We start from the raw sequence: 16,153 nt of genomic DNA on the forward strand, positions 1-16,153 counted from the left end.
TCTCTCGACGGGAGGATCGGCATCGGTTCAGCGGCGGCCGATCCGTTGATGTGGCCGGGATGCTCCGCCTATGCCTTCCGTGCGGCACTCCGGGCCAACGCCAGCATGTCGGGCAGGTCGAACACGTCCTCGACGGTCACGCTCCAGCCCTCAGCCTCGAGGAGGGTGATCAGCCGGATCGCGGCGAGCGAGGTTCCGCCCAGGTCGAAGAAGTTCGCCGTGGGCTCGACCGGCTGGCCGAAGATCCGCTCGGCGATGCCGAGCATCTTTGCCAACGCATCGTCCTCGGGTGACACCCCGGCCTCCTCAGCCTCAGCCGCTGCCGTCGCCTGCCCGGTGGCCCACGAGAACGTCTCGTCGGTCTTACCGGTCGGGCTGTTCGAGTAGCCGCCCAGGTAGTACCGCAGGGTCGGGCGGCGAGAGCACTCGATGGACTCTCCGCGATCAATCAATGCCCAGAACAGCTTGTCGTCCTCGCCGATCAGGTTCTCGGCGTCACTGGAGCTGAACTCCTCGGCGAACGTGACCTCGAGGAGGAGGCGCCGGTCGAGCAGCCAGGAACTCGTGTCGGCCGGTTCGTCGTGGAATCCGGGACGGTCGCCGACGATGTTCGACCCCGGTGTCACGATTCCCTTGGCGACGTAGTCGCGGTAGATCTCGGCCGCGTCGTCCGGGTTCTGCGCCCACGGCCACCGAGGTTCCAGATACGGAGTCCCATCGCGGTTGAGCAGCTGAACGTGACTGTGAACGGCGCGCGCACCGGTCTCGACGGCACACGTGATCAGAGTGTCCAGGTGGTCAGGCGTCCACTCGTTGTCGTCGTCCAGGAACGCGATCCACCGATCGGTGGCGCGCCGGACGCCGAAGTTGCGCAGCTTCGAGGAGCGGCCCGGCCCTGACACCTCCCAGTACTCCCGCGGCATGTACAGCACCTCAGTGCCGGCGGGCTGAGCCGCGTCGAGCGCGTCCCGCGTGGCGGGGCAGTCGTCGATCAGCACCAGGTGCCGCACCGGGTGGGCGGTGCGCTGCTCCCGCACCGATCGGATCGCCCGTCGCACCAGGTCCGGCCGGCGGCGGGTCAGGGTGATGACGGTAACGCCCCCGTCGTCCTGCGGGATCTCATTCATCGGCGGCCGCCCACGCGACGTGTTCCTCTTCCACCACGCAACCGTCGTCGATGGTGATGTCCTCCCGGGCCAGGGCCAGGAACTCTCGATCGAGCACGTCCTCGGTGGGCAGCGTCTGCCGCCATGAGCGGCGCGGCACCTCGGCATGCGGGTGGATCCGGCCGACGCTGCCCAGGCAGTTGCGACAGGCCCGCAGTGGCTTCGTCCCGTTCAGGAACTCCGCGAGCGAGGAGACGAAGCCGGGTCCGCCCTGGATCTCGATCCCGTCGACCGTACGGTCCCAGGAGACGTCCGCCAGTTGCTCGGCCAGCACCACGCTCTGGGGGCATCGGTACAGCCAGCCGTCGTGCAGGGTGTGCGACAACCACACGTGGGCCAGCTTGCAGGTGTCGAAGATGTCCCGGACGAGCCCATCATCGTCCGTGCCGCGCTCGGAGTAGGCGACACGGAAGTGGGTGTAATGGTTGATCAGCAGGTCCACGCCGTGCTGCCGTGCCCGCTCCCGGAAGACGCCGAGTTGTTCCTCGCTCAGCGGGCGACTCGGGTAGATCGACATCTCCACGGTGTCGACCGCCTCCCAGAACTCCTCCGGCGCACGGTGCAGCAGCGTCCCGTTGGTGCACACCAGCACCGAGTCGGAGACGCCGCTGGATCGGACCGCCTCGATCACCCCGAGCAGGTCGGGGTGGAGGAGCGGCTCCCCGCCGAGAAGCTTCACGTACGAGGCGTGGTAGCTCTCGGCGAGGAGACGCAGGTCCGCGCGCAGGCGCGCCGGGTCGATGTTCTGCCTTCGGTACAGAGGCGCGAGATGACTGCACGAGGTGCACCGCATGTTGCAGTGGAAGGTCACGTTGACCTCCAGGCCCTCGGGATTGATCACCCGGCCGTCCTTGACCTCGAGGGTCATGACCGACTGCCCCCGGCGTCGGTACGCAGGTGGTCCAGGTTCTCCGTCACCTTGGCCACCGCCTCGGCGATCGCGCGCACGTCGTCCTCGGTGCCGAGCAGCGCGTGGTGCAGGAACGCGACGCAGCTGTGGTAGGCGGCGGTGGCGGCCGGCAGGTCGAACCGGCTCGGCAGGAACAGCCGCCGTTCCTCCTCGGCACGCGGCAGACGCGGCGACTTCAGCGGCACGTAGAGCGGGTTCGCGTTCAGTGGCGTGTCGAGCGTCTCGAAGAAGACGTTCAACTCGGCGGTGAGCGCGTCCACCACCCGGGTCACCGGGAAGGGGCCCAGCACCTCCGGGTTCAGCCTGATCACGAAGTCGTAGTAGGTGCGTGCCGTCAGACCCTCAGGCACCGGCAGGGTGGCGACACCGGGGATCTCGGCGAGCAGCTTCTCCAGCAGCGCCCCGTTGCGGGCACGCAACCGCTGCTGCTCGTCGAAGAGCTCCAGCTGGCTGAGCGCGACGGCCGCGTGGAACTCGGACATCGAGTAGTTGTGGCCCTCGACCGCGCCGACCTCCTCGATGTCGAGCTGGCCGACCACGGGATTGGCGGTGTATCGCCGGCCGTTGGCCCGGAACTGCTGGAGGTGGTCGTAGAGCTGAGCGTCGGAGGTGATGGTGATGCCGCCCTCGCCGCTGGTGATGACCTTGGTCTGCTGGAGGCTGAACACACCGATGGTGCCGAAGGTGCCGACCTTCCGGCCGCGCCACTCGGCGCCGTGTGCCTGGGAGCAGTCCTCGATCAGGGGGATGCCGGTCTCCTCGGAGAGCTTGAGGAACCCGTCCACGTCCGCAGCCGAGCAGTAGGCGTGGACGACGAGGATCGCCCGGGTCCGTTCGGTGATCGCGGACCGGGCCGCCTCCACGGAAATGCTGAGGGTGTCCGGGTCCACGTCCACCAGGATCGGCACCGCGCCGAGGCTGGCTGCCGCCGAAGCGCACGCCACCCAGGTCAGGCCGGGGACGATGACCTCGGTGCCGGGGCCGATGCCGAGGGCCTCCATCGCGATGGTGAGCCCGGACGAGCCGTTGGTGCAGGGCACCGCGTACGGGACGCCGTGGTAGTCCGCGAAGGCGCGGGCGAACCGCTGTTCGAAGGGGGGCGTACCCGTGTAGGCGCCGCTGACCGCCCAGCGGCCCGACGTCGCAGCCTCCTGGAGCATGCGCAGCGTCGACTCCGTCGCCTGCGGCCACGTGGGCCAGGAGGTGTCATGAACCGGGGTGCCACCGAAGAGCGCGAGGGGTGAGGTACCGACGATCGTCATGAATTTCCTTCCACGAGTTGTTCAGAGGCGACGGAGCTGAGCGCGGCGGTCCTCCACCGTGCGCAGCAACTCGGCGGCACGATCCGGCTCACGCAGGAATGCCTGGATCGCGGCCATGCCTACCTCGGCGAGTTCCCAAGGGGTGTCGAGGTCGTAGAACTGCGATACGGAGTCCGCCCGGCGCAGCACCTCCATGCCTTTGGCGACGTGCGGTGCCGCACGGGTGACGTCCACGTCGTCGCGGGTCGGCAGGACGGTGAGGGTCTCCACGGTGAGCTGCTGCACCTGCCGGGAGCCCAGGTAGGCGAGGAAGGCCCTGGCCTGCTCCGGTGCCGCGGTCCGTCCCGGAGCGAAGTAGCCGTCGACGGGCGCGTCCTCCCCGACCGGCAGGCCGGGATCGAGGATGGGGAAACGGAACAGGTCGATGTCGGACTGGTCCTCCGGCAGGTACTCGTCGGAGACGTACGCCCCGATCAGAGTCATCCCCGCGCGCCCGTCGAGCAGAGCGTCGACCGCGTCCTGCTCGTCGTAGTCGGTGGGCGATCCGAGGAACCACCCGTCGTCGAGCAGCCGCTGCCAGAACGTGAAGACGGACCGTACCCGGTCGTCGGTGTAGGGCACCCGCAGGTCCAGCAGTTCCCGGTGGAACGCGGGCCCGTTGATCCGCAGATTCAGGTAGTCGAACCAGGCGGCTGACGGGCAGTGGTGTTTGGCGCCGAGCGCGAACGGGGCGATCCCGGCGGACTTCAGAGTCCGCGCGGCGGCTCGCAGATCGTCCCAGTTTTCGATCGGCGTGGTGATCCCCAGCGATTCCAGGACCGAGCGCCGGTAGTAGACCGCCCACCAGTACTGGGAGGTCGGCAGGTAGTGCGCGGTCTCTCCGCTGCCGGGCCGGAACCGCGGATCGTAGGCCCGGCTCAGGTCGTCGCGGCCCCAGAGCGGCGTGACGTCCAGCATCAAACCGTCACTGATCAGCGATTCCGACCGGTTGCCGGCCACCCAGGTCATCACGTCCGGGGGTCGCTCGTCGGCGAGGTAGTCGCCCAGCTTCTCCTTGAGCTCCTCGTGGTCGATCAGGGAGAGCGTCACGGGTACATCCGGGTGCTGGGCGTTCCACTCCCGCACGATCCGTTCGTCCAGCTGTGCCATCCGCTCGGCGGTGTGGTCGGTCAGGAAGGTCAGCGTCATCGCGAGGCACCCGCTTCCGCGTCGGTGGCGAGGATCCTCCGGAAGAACTCGATCGTCGGCGGGGCCTGCCGTCCGAAGTCGCTGAAGTCCTCCTCCACCGTGAGGCCGCCGGTGTACCCGGCCGCCCGGAGTGCGGCGACGAAGGCGGTCTGGATCTCTTCGCGAAAGTCCATGCTGCCGCGTGGAATCGAGGAGGTGTGGGCATGCCCGATCGCCCCGGCGGCGACCCCGACCTCGTCGGTGACGTTCAGCCCTTCGCTCGCCACGTGGTAGCAGTCGACGGCGATCCGCACGCCGGTACCGGCAAGTTCGTCCACGATGGGCCGCGCCTCGGCGCAGGAGTTGAGGAAGTTGGTCTCAGCAGCCGTGAGGGGCTCCAGGGTCAGGCTCATGCCCCGGCTCTCGCAGTCCTTTGCCGCCTGGCTGACGAAATCGAGGAACTGGCGGCGGGCCGTGTCGACCGGAAAGCCGTCGGGCACCGAGCGCGCCTGACCGCTTCCGAGGACCACGGTGCGGACCCCGAACCGGGCTGCGCGGTCGCACATGTCCCGGAAGACGGTCAGCGCCCGCGTGTGGTCGGCGTCGTCACCGACCACGCGGCACTTGAAGCGGCGGGGCAGCGGCGAGGTCATCGCCGCCGCGGGCAGACCGGTGGCGCGCACCAGCCCGACCAGCTCCTGGATGTCCTCCGGGCCGACACAGAGCATGTCGCCCTTGAGTTCCAGGTAGTCGGCGGCCAGGCCAGCGGCCTGCTTGACCTCGTCCGGGGTACGCACGATGCACCCGAGGGCGGGCGAAGAGGTGGTCATGTCAGCTCTCCTCCGGGATCCGGACCGTGCGCAGTACCTCTTCGAACGCCGTGAGGCCCTCGTCGAGCTGCTCCTCCGGGATCGTCAGCGGTGGGTAGATGCGGATGCGGCTGTCGTACGCCATGGCCAGAACCCCCCGGCCGACCAGCCGCCGGAAGATCTCCTGGGTGATGTCGCGGGGCAGGACCTGGCGGGTACCGGGGTGGACCAGTTCGACACCGATCATCAGGCCGGTGTTGGCGGCGTTCCCGACGATCGGGATGTCCCTCGACCAGGCCGCCAGCCGGGCGGACACCCGCTCGCCGAGGACCCGGGCCCGCGCGGGCAGTTCCTCGTCCAGCAGGATCTGCAGCGTCGCGAGCGACGCAGAACTGGCGAGCGGGTTGCCACCGAAGGTCGAGGCTGCGGCGCTCGGGGCCCCGAACGGCGTGCCCGCGATCAGCTCCGGCCGGCTGACGATGGCGCTGGCCGGCACTCCGGATGCCATCGACTTGCCGAGCACCACGATGTCCGGCCGGATCTCCGGGTCATGTTCGAAAGCGAACAGCGTCCCGGTACGCCCGAACCCCGTGATCACCTCGTCCAAGATCAGCAGTGCGCCGTACTTGTCGGCGAGGAGCCGCAGGCCCCGAAGGAAACCGGGCGGCGGAATGATGTTGCCGTTCGTGCCCTGGATCGGCTCCACGATGATCGCGGCCAGGTCGCCCGTGCCGTTGTAGATGATCGATTGCTCGGCGAAGTCCAGGCAGCGGCCGACACAGTCGGAGCAGTCGGCGCCGAAGGGACAGCGGTAGGGGTCGGGAAAGGGAGCGTGGTACGAGCCCGGAGGAAAGGGTCCCGAGTGGTGCTTACGCGGGCCCGAGTGCAGCGACAGAGCCCCTTGGGTCTTGCCGTGGAAGCCTCCCCAGAAGCTCAGCACCTCTTGCCGGCCGGTGGCGGAGCGAGCGAACTTGACCGCCGCCTCGACCGCCTCGCTGCCGGTGGAGAACATGTGGATGCCGCGGAGCTGCTCGGGAAGCCGCTCGGCCAGCAGCTCGTAGTAGCGGGCCCGCACGTCGGTGTAGAAGGAGCCGACGATGCACCGGTCGAGCTGCGCGCCGACGATCTCCCGAAATCGGGGGTGTGAATGACCGATGTTGCAGACGCCGACTCCGGTGAAGAAGTCGATGTAGCGCCGGCCGTCGGTGTCCCAGACCTCGGCGTTGCGGGCTCGGTCGACGACGATCCCGGCGAGGTCGGACATGGACTGAGAACCGGGCAGCCGATAGCGCCTCTCCCGCTCGATCACGTCGGAGGCGCCGATCCGGGTGATGGACGCTGTCATCGCCACCTCCCCGCCTCACCGCCGAGTCCGGCGGGTGCTCCGGCGGCCAGGATCCGCTGTAGGACGACGATGTCGGCACGCGAGTCCGCCACGTCGGTCAGCGGCGCCTTGCCGCCGGTCACGCAGTCGTGGAACGCCCGGAGTTCCTCCCGGAACGCCTCGTCGTAGGACGCCTGCACCCGGCTCTCGATCAGCGCGCCGTCCTCCATGCGCTGGACCACCACGGGCGTGGGCCAATGCTTGAGGAACGGCGACGGGAACTGGATGCGAACCCGCTGGGTGGGCGAGAGGACGGCCAGTTCCTCGAAGTAGTCGCGCACCTCGGCGAGGTACGTCCAGGTGTAGGTGGTCCGCAGGTCCCCGGGGTGCCGCAGCACGGTGGTAACCGAGGGAGTCGTCGAACCCGCGGGCCAGACCTCCGTGAAGAGCACGTCCTCCGGTTCACCGACGAGCGCGCGCAGTGCGTTGATGTCGTGCACCATGCTTCCCAGGAACACGTCGTAGTAGACGAACCGCAGGCTGTCGCTCAGCCCGCCGACCGCCTCGTCGAGCAGTTCCTCGTGCGCCCGGGTGGCGCGCTGGGCGACCTCGGGCGGAACGTCTCCGAACCGCAGCACGCCGTGGATGTCGATGTACTGGTCCTCCGCGGGATGCAGCGTGTTGATCTGTACGTACCGCGCGTCCGACATGGCCTTGACCATCTGCTGGCCGTACAGGTAGCCGGGATCGAACCGCTTCATGTAGCCGACCATCACGGTCACGCCGGCCTTTTTCGTGGCGGCCTCGATCTCGTCGGCTTCGCGGACGGTGAGCGAGAGCGGCTTCTCGACCAGCACATGCTTGCCCGCGTTGACGGCGTCGAGCACCTGTGGGCCGTGGCTGCCGCTACTGAGGACGAGAACCGCGTCGACGTCGTCGTCGAGCAACGCACGGTAGTCGGTGTGGCGATGCTTCTCGGGCACGCCGTACATCCGGCCGATGGCGTCAACGAGGCCGGGCGAGAGGTCGCTCACCGCGGCGATCTCGAACAGGTCGGGAAGGCTGCGGAGATACGGCAGATGCATGATCTGCGCGACCGTGCCGCAGCCGATCACGCCAACCCGAAGGCGCACTTCGTTCAACATATCGTCCTCTCGTGAAACAACGGAGCCCCTGCCAGCGGGGGTACACCCGGATTTCGACGTTGAGGTGGCCGCGCCCGCACCCGGATCGCGGGCGGCCGCCGGACACGTTGTTCGACGGCGTCCTCACGGCAGCACTGAGCCACCCGGCAGCTGTTCATCGAGACTTGCCGACTTCATCGCCATGGACGTCACGACGAGGCAACGGCCACCGCACGGCGCATCAACAGCGCCGAGCGCCCCAGCTCAGGATCAGGCACCACGGCTCTGCCGGCATGACCGGGAGAGCGCGTTACCTGACAATGACGGCAGACGTGAAATCGCCCGGACCCGGCGACACGAGAAGTCGCCGTCTATTGCGGCTTGTCATCGTTGATCCGACACAGGGCCGCGAATTCCACTGACAGGCCAGACCTTTGAATTATCGCCAATAACGACTGACCGCGCGACCGACATGCTCGCCGACCAGAATTCCTGGTTTCCGCCCAGGACACGCATTCCCGTCACATCAGGCTCCTCGGTCAGCTCGACGCTCCCGCTCCACCGGCCCTGCGGGCCGGAGGACGTCGAAGTGATCTCCATCGTAGACGAGAAACTCTTTGAACCGCGACCCCGATTTGATCTTTCATCACCGCGCCCGGAATGATATGGGCATCCAGCCGCGCCTCTGTCCCTCGTTGATCACGCCAGCACGGCGATGACCTGCGGAATCTCGCCTCCAGCAGGCCGCGGACCGGTGGCACCATTCACAGGCTTCACAGGACAACCCGCGGAAACAGCGGCCCAGGTCGGGCCTGCCCGGCCGGACCCCGGGGCGGAGGGCGAAAGCCCCCGCAGACGCCACGCCGCCGGGCTCAGCGCCTCGCCGAGGCCCGTCACGGACCCGGAGGCATGAGCCCGGCGGCGGGCCGGGAACAGCGGAAAGACCATCGATCGGCCCTCGCCGCGACTCACTCTGAGCCGGAACGGCGAGACTCAGGCCGACGCGGCCTCAAGGTTGAGGGCGAGGTACTTCAGCGCCGCGGCGGCGTCCTCACCTTCGCTGTGCGGACGGCGGAGGTCGTCGAGGAAGGCAGCAACGTCGGCGAGCGGCCACCAGAGCCGGTAGAGGGCTACCCCGGCCGGCGACACGGTGCGGTCGCTGATCCGGCTGTACTGGGCCAGAAGTTGCTCGTCAGCGCCGGCGGGCTCCTCCCGGAGCATGCCGGCGAACGCGTCGGTGAGCATCCACATGTCTCGCTCCAACGGCGCCATCTGCACGGTCGCCCAGTCGATCAACCAGGCCCCGGTGGGTGAGCGCATGACGTTGCCGGGATGCGGCTCACCGTGGGTGACCACCCAGTCGGACCCGTCGCCGCGCACCTCGTCGACGAGCCGGTCGAACCTGTCCAGCCACTGCCGGACACGCTCCTCGTGAAGGGTCAGCAGATCCCGGGCGGCCTCGGAGTGCGGGCCACCGGTCCAGGGACGCCCCAGATCAGCGAGAGCCGCGTTCAGCCCGTCCCTGCCGGGCAGCAGCAGTTCGGCACGCGGCGCCAGGTGAGCGACCGCGGGGGTGGCACGGTGCAGCTCGGCCAGGAACCCGGTCACCTCGGCGAGATCCTCGCGCCGATGGGGGCCGAACTCCCCGGCGGTGCCGGCGATCATCGGGAACACCGACAGGGCGTACCGCGACGACAGTCTCCACAACGGTGCGCCGTCCTCGGCCGGAACGGGAGCAAGCACGAATTCGAGTCCCGCGTCGCGGTGCAGGGTCAATGCGGTCCCCTGTGAACGGCCGAGCCGGCCGAACTCCTCTTCCCTCCCATCCTCCGCGAAGCCGAGGTCGTCAACCTTGACAAACCATTCCGATCCGTGCTGGTCAGTCGCCGACCAGTGGTAACTGCCGAACCCCACCGGAAGGTAGGTCAGTGATTTGACCCCGATGGACCATCCTTCTCTCAGCGCCGTAAACAATTCTTTTTCATCAAGGCCGACTGGCTTGTCCCGCATGTATTTCATTCTGCCATGCATCCAGCGGACGCCATGCCACCGGCTGGATCACCGGCCCCGTCCGGATCGACGCCCGGCACTGCCACCCGCGATCTCAGCCGTGCCAGGAACGCCACAGCGCGGCGTAGGCGCCGCCGGCGCGTACCAGGTCATCGTGGTTGCCGAGCTCGGCGATCCGCCCATCGACGAGCACGGCGATCCGGTCGGCGTCCCGCGCCGTGTTGAGCCGGTGCGCGACGGCGATGACCGTACGTCCGACCAGCACGGCGGCGAGGGCGCGTTCCGTCCGCCGGGCGGTGGTCGGATCGAGCGCGGCGGTCGCCTCGTCGAGGATCATGACGTCCGGGTCGGCCAGCAGCAGCCTGGCGAGCGCCAGCTGCTGGGCCTGGGCGATGTCGAGCCTTTTGGCCCCGTCGCCCAGCTCCGTGTCGAGGCCGGCGGGCAGTGCGGCGTACCAGTCCGCGCCGACACTGTCCAGTGCGGACAACATATCCTCGTCGGAGGCGCTGGGCGCCGCGAAGGCCAGGTTGTCCCGCAGTGACCCGATGAAGACGTGGTGCTCCTGCGTGACCAGCGCGATCCGGCGCCGGCGCTCAGCCGGGTCCAGCGCGCTGACCGGACATCCGCCGATGCTGACGACGCCGTCGCGGGGCGCGTCGATTCCGGCGAGCAGCCGGGCCAGAGTGGACTTTCCTGCTCCGGAGGGACCGACGATCGCGAGGCGTTCGCCCGGACGCACCTCGAGATCGAGGCCGTGCAGCACGTCGCGGCGGCCGTCGTACGAAAACCGTACGCCGCGCAGCACCAGCCTGCGGTCCGTGGGAACGCAGGTCCGCCCGAGCTGCTCGGGCGGCACCTGCCCCACCCCGAGGACACGCGTGAGGGAGGCGAAGCCGCGCTGCGCCTGTTCCGTCCATTGCAGGATTCGGTCGATCGGATCGATCGCCTGCTGAAGGTAGAGCGCCGCGGCGACCACCTCACCGAGGGTGACCATACCCTCGGACAGGAGAATGCCACCGAGAAGCAGCACCGCGGCGATCGGCAACGAGTAGGTGGTTTCCACCACCGGCATGAACACCGACCGCAACCGCAAGGTGGCCCGCCGCGTCACCCACGCCCCGTGTATCCGCTCCCTGCCGTACGCGATACGGTCGTCGGCGAGGCGAAGCGCCTCCACCGTGCGGGCGCCCTCCGCGGTCGTGGTGAGCGCGTCGGTGAGCTCGGCGGTCGCCGCGCCCTCGGCGAGGTACGCGGGAGTGCCCCGGCGCAGATACCAGCGGGTGACGGCGTAGATCGACGGAATCCCGACCAGCGCGACCAGGCCAAGCAGCGGGTGCAGCAGGAACACGGCCCCGAAGAGCAGCGACACCTGCGCCCCCGCGACGGCGATGGTGGGCACCACGTCCCGGACAGTCGCTCCGACGTTCGCGACGTCGACCGAACTGCGGGTGGACAGATCGCCGACACCGGCCCGCTCGACCACCGAGACGGGCAGGGCGAGCGTCCGAGAAACGAACTCCTCACGTAGCCGGGCCACGGCCCGCTCGCCGAGCCGGTGAGCGGCGTACCGGGCATACCGGGAGAGCAACAGCTGCGCCAGGACACACCCGACGATGGCCAGCGCCAGCCGGTCCACAGCGGCCACGCCGGCACCTGCACCGACCTCGTCGACGATCCGGCCGAGCAGCCACGGCGCGCCCAGGCCCACGATCGCGGCGGTGCCGTGCAACACCAGCACCACGGCTGCCGCCCTGCGGTCCCGGACGAGGAGACCGGCCGCGGTCCGGCGGACGGCGGATCGGTCCGCCACGGGAAGCCGGTTCACCGCACCGCCTCCTCGGCGACCGTGGCCCGGCTGGCCTCGCCGGATCGGCTCTGGCGTAACACCAGCTCCCGATAGCCCGGATCGTGCTCGACGAGTTGGGCGTGGGTGCCGGTGCCGGTGACCCGGCCACCGCTCACGTGAGCGACCATGTCGGCCCTGCCGAGCAACAGCGGCGATGTGGTGATAACAATCGTGGTCAGGCCGTCCCGGAACGCCGCCATGCGTTCGGCGATTCGAGCCTCGGTGTGCGCGTCCACGGCTGAGGCCGGCTCGACGAGGATCAGCACCCTGGGCCGGGCGAGCAACGCCCGGGCGAGACGTATCCGCTGCCGCTGGCCGCCGGAGAGATCGAGCGCGCGCGTGCCGACCGGCGTGTCGAGCCCGTCCGGCAACGCCTCGGCGACGTCCTCGGCCGAGGCCGCGTGCAGCGCCGCTGTGATCTCGGCGTCATCGCGTCTCACCGGGCCGCGAAGGACGTCCCGCAACGTCCCGGCGAACAGGTACGAATCGTGCTCCGCGACCAGTATGCTCGCGCGTATCTCGCCGAGCGCGATTTTGGTCACCGGCACGCCGCCCCAGGTCACCCTGCTCTCGGCGTATCGGCCGAGCCGGTCCGCCAGCGCCAGGCCCTCGGCCGGGTCGTCGACCGCGACGCCGAAAAGGCCGCCCTCCGGCACGGTCAGCCCGGTGACCGGGTCGTGCAGGTCGGCGGGGCGCCCGGGCGCCGGCTCGGCTCCAGGCCCGTCCGCGTCGTACGGCTTGATACCCAACAGGGCGATGATCCGGCCGGCGGCCACCCGACCCCGGATGAGGTCGTAGCTGTCCTCCAGGAGGAACCAGACCGGGACCATAAGGGCCGCCGCGTATCCGTAGACGGCCACCATCTGCCCGATCGAGATCTCGCCGGTCACGGTCATTCGCGCCGTGAGCCACACCACGGCGGCGAGAAAAGCGCCCGGTATCGCGACCGTCAGCGCGTCGACCCAGCTGACGACGGCGCCGACCCGGTAGCCCCGAGCCAGCGCGACCGCCGATCGGGCCGCGTACCGGCGGGCGAACAGTTCGCGCCCGCCGACCCCGGCGAGCACACGTAGCCCGGCGACGATGTCACCCGCACGGGCGGTGAGCAGGCCCTGTTCCTGGCGGTAGGAACGTTCGGCGCGGTCCAGGCGACGCAGCAACGGTCCCATGGTGGCCACGATCACCGGTATGCCCAACAGCACGACCAACGCCAGGAGTGGGGAGACCGTCCAGAGCAGGACGGCGACGACCCCGTACGCGATGATCCCGCCCAGCCCAGGCCCCGCCAGCGAGAGCACCGCCGCGACCTGGCGGACGTCGGAGCCACCGACGGTCGCGACCTCCCCGGTGGCGAGCCGGCGGGGCAGCACCGCGCCGACCCGTGACAGGTGACGCAGCAGGACCTCGGCGCTACGGGCACTGGCGTCCTCGCGCACCATCGTCATCGTGCGATGTCGGAGGATGGCCAGGTGGGCCAGCGCCGCGCCGGCGACCACGATGGCGGCGGACCACAGCAGTAGGGACACGGTGTTCCCGGCGCGCAACCCGTCGTCGATGGCACGGGAGACGAGGTAGGGCCGGGCAGCCAGCCCCACCATCCACGCGGTGCCGAAGAAGGTCCCGCGCAGCACCCTCCATGGCTGGCAGCGGGCCAGCCACCAGATGTACCGCAGCGGGCTTCGCGTGTCCGGGCTCCCAGGTTCGGCATGAGGAATCTGCGGGGCCATCGGCTCAGGTTACCGATCATGACCGCCGCCGCGCTGCCCACGAAGCCGGACAGCGCGCGCTGCCCACTGTGGATAGCATGCGGCCATGGATCTGAGGATCATGACCGAGCCGCAGGAAGGTGCTTCCTACCACGATCTGTTGCGCGTGGCGCAGGCTGCTGAGGCTGCCGGTTACGACGGCTTCTTTCGCTCTGACCACTATCGGGCCATCGACGGGCCCGGTGCCCCGGGCCCCACGGATGCGTGGACCACCCTGTCGGCACTGGCCGTCCAGACCGAGCGGATCCGCCTCGGCACGCTCGTCACCTCCGCTACCTTCCGCCTGCCCGGCCCGCTCGCGATCGCGGTCGCGCAGGCCGACCAGATGTCCGGCGGGCGCATCGAGTTCGGCCTCGGCGCCGGATGGTTCGAACCCGAGCACACCGGCTACGGCATTCCGTTCCCTCCCCTCGCCGAACGCTTCGCGCGCCTGGCGGAACAGCTCGAGATCATCACAGGGCTGTGGGCAACGCCGCCGGGTGAGACCTACACCTTCGCCGGCCGGCACTACACGCTGACCGACTCTCCGGCGCTGCCCAAACCGACGCGGAGGATCCCCGTCATCGTGGGTGGCACGGGGCCACGGCGGACGCCGGCTATCGCCGCCCGCTTCGCCGACGAGTTCAACGTGCCGTTCGCACCGCTCGGTGAGGCCGCCGACCAGTTCGACCGGGTCGCCGCGGCCTGCGCCGAGGCCGGACGCGATTCCTCCCGCATCATCCGCTCCTTCGCGCACCCCCTGGTGATCGCCGCCACCGAGGACGAGGTCGCCCGGCGCTGCACCTCGCTCGGCCTGGACGAGGAGGACATTCAGGCGAGCCCGCTCATCGGGACGCCCGCACGGATCATCGATCAGCTGGGCAGGTGGCGGGAGAAGGCCGGCGTCACCCGGGCCTATCTGCAGCTACCGGATCTGACCGACCTCGGCAGTCTGGATCTCTTCGCCTCGGAGGTGGCACCGCAACTGGCGTGAGACGCCGCGGCATCCCCCTTGAGAGGTCGATCACGAAGAACCAGGTGGTCTTGTCCGGCGAGGATTTCGGCACCGGTCAGCCGAGCCTGGTCCAGTGCAGTCCATCGGGCGAAGGCGTCAGGCCGCCCGGGCGGACCGCCTCCTCGTAAAGCACCTCGCCGGCGGCGGCCTGCATCTGCAACTTCGCGCCCTCCTCCAGAACCAGCTCGACCAGGGACGATTGGAACAGCTCGCGGTCGTTCGTCGTGTTCTGCGGTTCGTCGATGAGGTCGGCGAACTCCCGGAACTGCTCCCGGCGGTCCTGGTAGGAGCCGGCCCGCACCAGGCCCCGTTCCTGGGACGCGCCACCGCCGACCAGTTCCACAAAGGATTCCAGGTCGCTGGCGGTGTTGCTGGTGACCTTCTTCGCCGTCCAGAAGTACGAGTTCTCGTCCTGGTGCATGTCGTAGAAGGCCAACAGGAAGTCATGAAACACCGAGTACTCCCGGCGATACCGAAACTCGTACTCCTCGAAACACGTGCGCTCGTCCAGTCGGCCTGCGAGCACGGTGTTGATCGAGCGAGCGGCCAGCAGGCCGCTGTAGGTGGCCAGGTGCACCCCGGAAGAAAAGACCGGATCGATGAAGCAGGCCGCGTCGCCTACCAACACCATCCCCGGCCGGTGAAAGACGTCACGGCAGTATGAGTAGTCCTTGCGAATCCTGATGTCACCGTACGGTCCACTGGTGACCCGGGTCGCGTTCGAGAGGTGATCGGCGATGAGCGGACATTGCTGGATGAGGTCCGTGAGGGCTTGCTCCCGGTCGGCCTGAACCGCCGTCTTCAGCGTCTCCGGCCGCAGTACCGCACCGACACTGGTGAGTTCCGCGGTGAGCGGGATGTACCAGAACCAGCCTCCGTCGAACGCGGCGCACAGAATGTTGCCGGAGTTCGGCGGAGGCAGTCGCTTGCCACCGGTGAAGTAGCCGAACAGCGCCAGGTTGCGGAAGAAGTCGGGGTAGTGGCGGGTTCCCCCGACCCGGTCCTGGATCCGGCTGCCGTTGCCGGAGGCGTCGACGACGAACCGGCTGCTCACCTCCCGTACGACCCCCTCGGCATCCCGGTAGCGGACACCGCCGACCCGGTTACCGTTGGTCAGCACGTCGACGGCCGAGCACTGCTCCCGAACGTCCACGCCGTGCTTGCGAGCGTTGTCCAGCAGGATCTGATCGAACTTCATCCGTTCGACCTGGTACGCAAGAGAGGTGGGGCCGGAAAAGGTGTCCGACACCGAGAACGAGAAGGTCCATGGCTCGGGGCTCCGGCCCCAGCGGAAGGTGCCACCACGCTTGGGCATGAAGTTGGCCTCGCGCAAGTCGTTGGTGACCCCGAGCAGGGCACAGATGCCGTGCACCGTGGACGGCAACAGGGATTCACCGATCTGGTAGCGGGGAAAAGCCTCCTTCTCCAGCAGCAGAACCCGGTGCCCCTGCATCGCGACGAGCGTGGATACGGTGGAACCGCCCGGCCCGCCACCAACGACGATCACATCGGAATCGAGCTCGTTTTCCATGTCACGCTCTCCTGGTCAGGTCAGGGGGAGATGTTCCCGGCTGGATCGAGGGAGAAGGAACAACCTGTGCCCGTTCAGCCGTGCCCGCTCCTCGCCCGTCTGCTCCAGACGTCGCTGGCCATTCCCAGCACCGGCGGCGCCGGCATCATGGTGCCGGCGCCACGAAACCGACGACGGTGAACAGCTCCGGTGTGAGGATGCCGAGCCGAAGGCCGGCCATCGCGACGACCAGACCCACTGCGCC

The 16,153-nt window shown here is 68.9% G+C and carries 12 protein-coding genes; 1 reads left to right on the top strand and 11 read right to left on the bottom strand.

Going from position 1 to position 16,153, the window contains the following annotated elements; all coding sequences use genetic code 11:
* Window positions 1–68: 68 nt before the first annotated feature.
* The 10 genes from GA0070604_RS20910 to GA0070604_RS20955 form a co-directional block, all read right to left on the bottom strand.
* Window positions 69–1,127: a glycosyltransferase gene (locus GA0070604_RS20910; RefSeq protein ID WP_167363544.1), complete on the bottom strand. Its 1,059-nt coding sequence runs from the start codon at window positions 1,125–1,127 to the stop codon at window positions 69–71.
* The gene (locus GA0070604_RS20915; RefSeq protein ID WP_091121048.1) at window positions 1,120–2,034 is read right to left on the bottom strand and encodes a radical SAM protein; all 915 of its coding nucleotides are present in this window, start codon (window positions 2,032–2,034) and stop codon (window positions 1,120–1,122) included. The genes GA0070604_RS20910 and GA0070604_RS20915 overlap by 8 nt, the downstream gene beginning before the upstream one ends.
* Window positions 2,031–3,338, bottom strand: a complete 1,308-nt coding sequence (locus GA0070604_RS20920; RefSeq protein ID WP_091121052.1) for a DegT/DnrJ/EryC1/StrS aminotransferase family protein — start codon at window positions 3,336–3,338, stop codon at window positions 2,031–2,033. The genes GA0070604_RS20915 and GA0070604_RS20920 overlap by 4 nt, the downstream gene beginning before the upstream one ends.
* Before the next feature lie 21 nt (window positions 3,339–3,359).
* Window positions 3,360–4,526 carry an ABC transporter substrate-binding protein gene (locus tag GA0070604_RS20925; RefSeq protein WP_091121055.1) on the bottom strand — a complete coding sequence of 389 codons (1,167 nt, stop codon included), beginning with the start codon at window positions 4,524–4,526 and terminating at the stop codon, window positions 3,360–3,362.
* Window positions 4,523–5,335, bottom strand: a complete 813-nt coding sequence (locus tag GA0070604_RS20930) for a sugar phosphate isomerase/epimerase family protein (RefSeq protein WP_091121059.1) — start codon at window positions 5,333–5,335, stop codon at window positions 4,523–4,525. Before GA0070604_RS20930 ends, GA0070604_RS20925 begins: the two co-directional genes overlap by 4 nt.
* Before the next feature lies 1 nt (window position 5,336).
* Window positions 5,337–6,659 (bottom strand): aspartate aminotransferase family protein, encoded by a 1,323-nt coding sequence (locus GA0070604_RS20935; protein WP_141721367.1) that lies wholly within the window; start codon window positions 6,657–6,659, stop codon window positions 5,337–5,339.
* Window positions 6,656–7,771, bottom strand: a complete 1,116-nt coding sequence (locus GA0070604_RS20940; RefSeq protein ID WP_167363545.1) for a Gfo/Idh/MocA family protein — start codon at window positions 7,769–7,771, stop codon at window positions 6,656–6,658. Before GA0070604_RS20940 ends, GA0070604_RS20935 begins: the two co-directional genes overlap by 4 nt.
* 984 nt (window positions 7,772–8,755) lie before the next feature.
* Window positions 8,756–9,676 (bottom strand): phosphotransferase, encoded by a 921-nt coding sequence (locus GA0070604_RS20945; protein WP_091121072.1) that lies wholly within the window; start codon window positions 9,674–9,676, stop codon window positions 8,756–8,758.
* A 190-nt stretch (window positions 9,677–9,866) separates the two neighbouring features.
* A complete protein-coding gene (locus GA0070604_RS20950; protein WP_091121075.1) occupies window positions 9,867–11,597 on the bottom strand; it encodes an ABC transporter ATP-binding protein in 1,731 nt (576 codons plus the stop codon).
* The gene (locus tag GA0070604_RS20955) at window positions 11,594–13,345 is read right to left on the bottom strand and encodes an ABC transporter ATP-binding protein (RefSeq protein ID WP_091121079.1); all 1,752 of its coding nucleotides are present in this window, start codon (window positions 13,343–13,345) and stop codon (window positions 11,594–11,596) included. The genes GA0070604_RS20950 and GA0070604_RS20955 overlap by 4 nt, the downstream gene beginning before the upstream one ends.
* Before the next feature lie 85 nt (window positions 13,346–13,430).
* Between GA0070604_RS20955 and GA0070604_RS20960 the strand changes: the two genes are divergently transcribed.
* Entirely contained in the window at window positions 13,431–14,357 is a 927-nt protein-coding gene (locus GA0070604_RS20960; RefSeq protein ID WP_091121082.1) for an LLM class F420-dependent oxidoreductase, read from the top strand.
* Window positions 14,358–14,433: 76 nt separating this feature from the next.
* Here the strand turns inward: GA0070604_RS20960 and GA0070604_RS20965 are convergent, their stop codons facing one another.
* Entirely contained in the window at window positions 14,434–15,909 is a 1,476-nt protein-coding gene (locus tag GA0070604_RS20965) for a tryptophan 7-halogenase (protein ID WP_091121085.1), read from the bottom strand.
* Window positions 15,910–16,153 lie beyond the last annotated feature (244 nt).

Origin of the sequence: Micromonospora eburnea (genome assembly GCF_900090225.1) — a bacterium.
GTDB lineage: Bacteria > Actinomycetota > Actinomycetes > Mycobacteriales > Micromonosporaceae > Micromonospora > Micromonospora eburnea.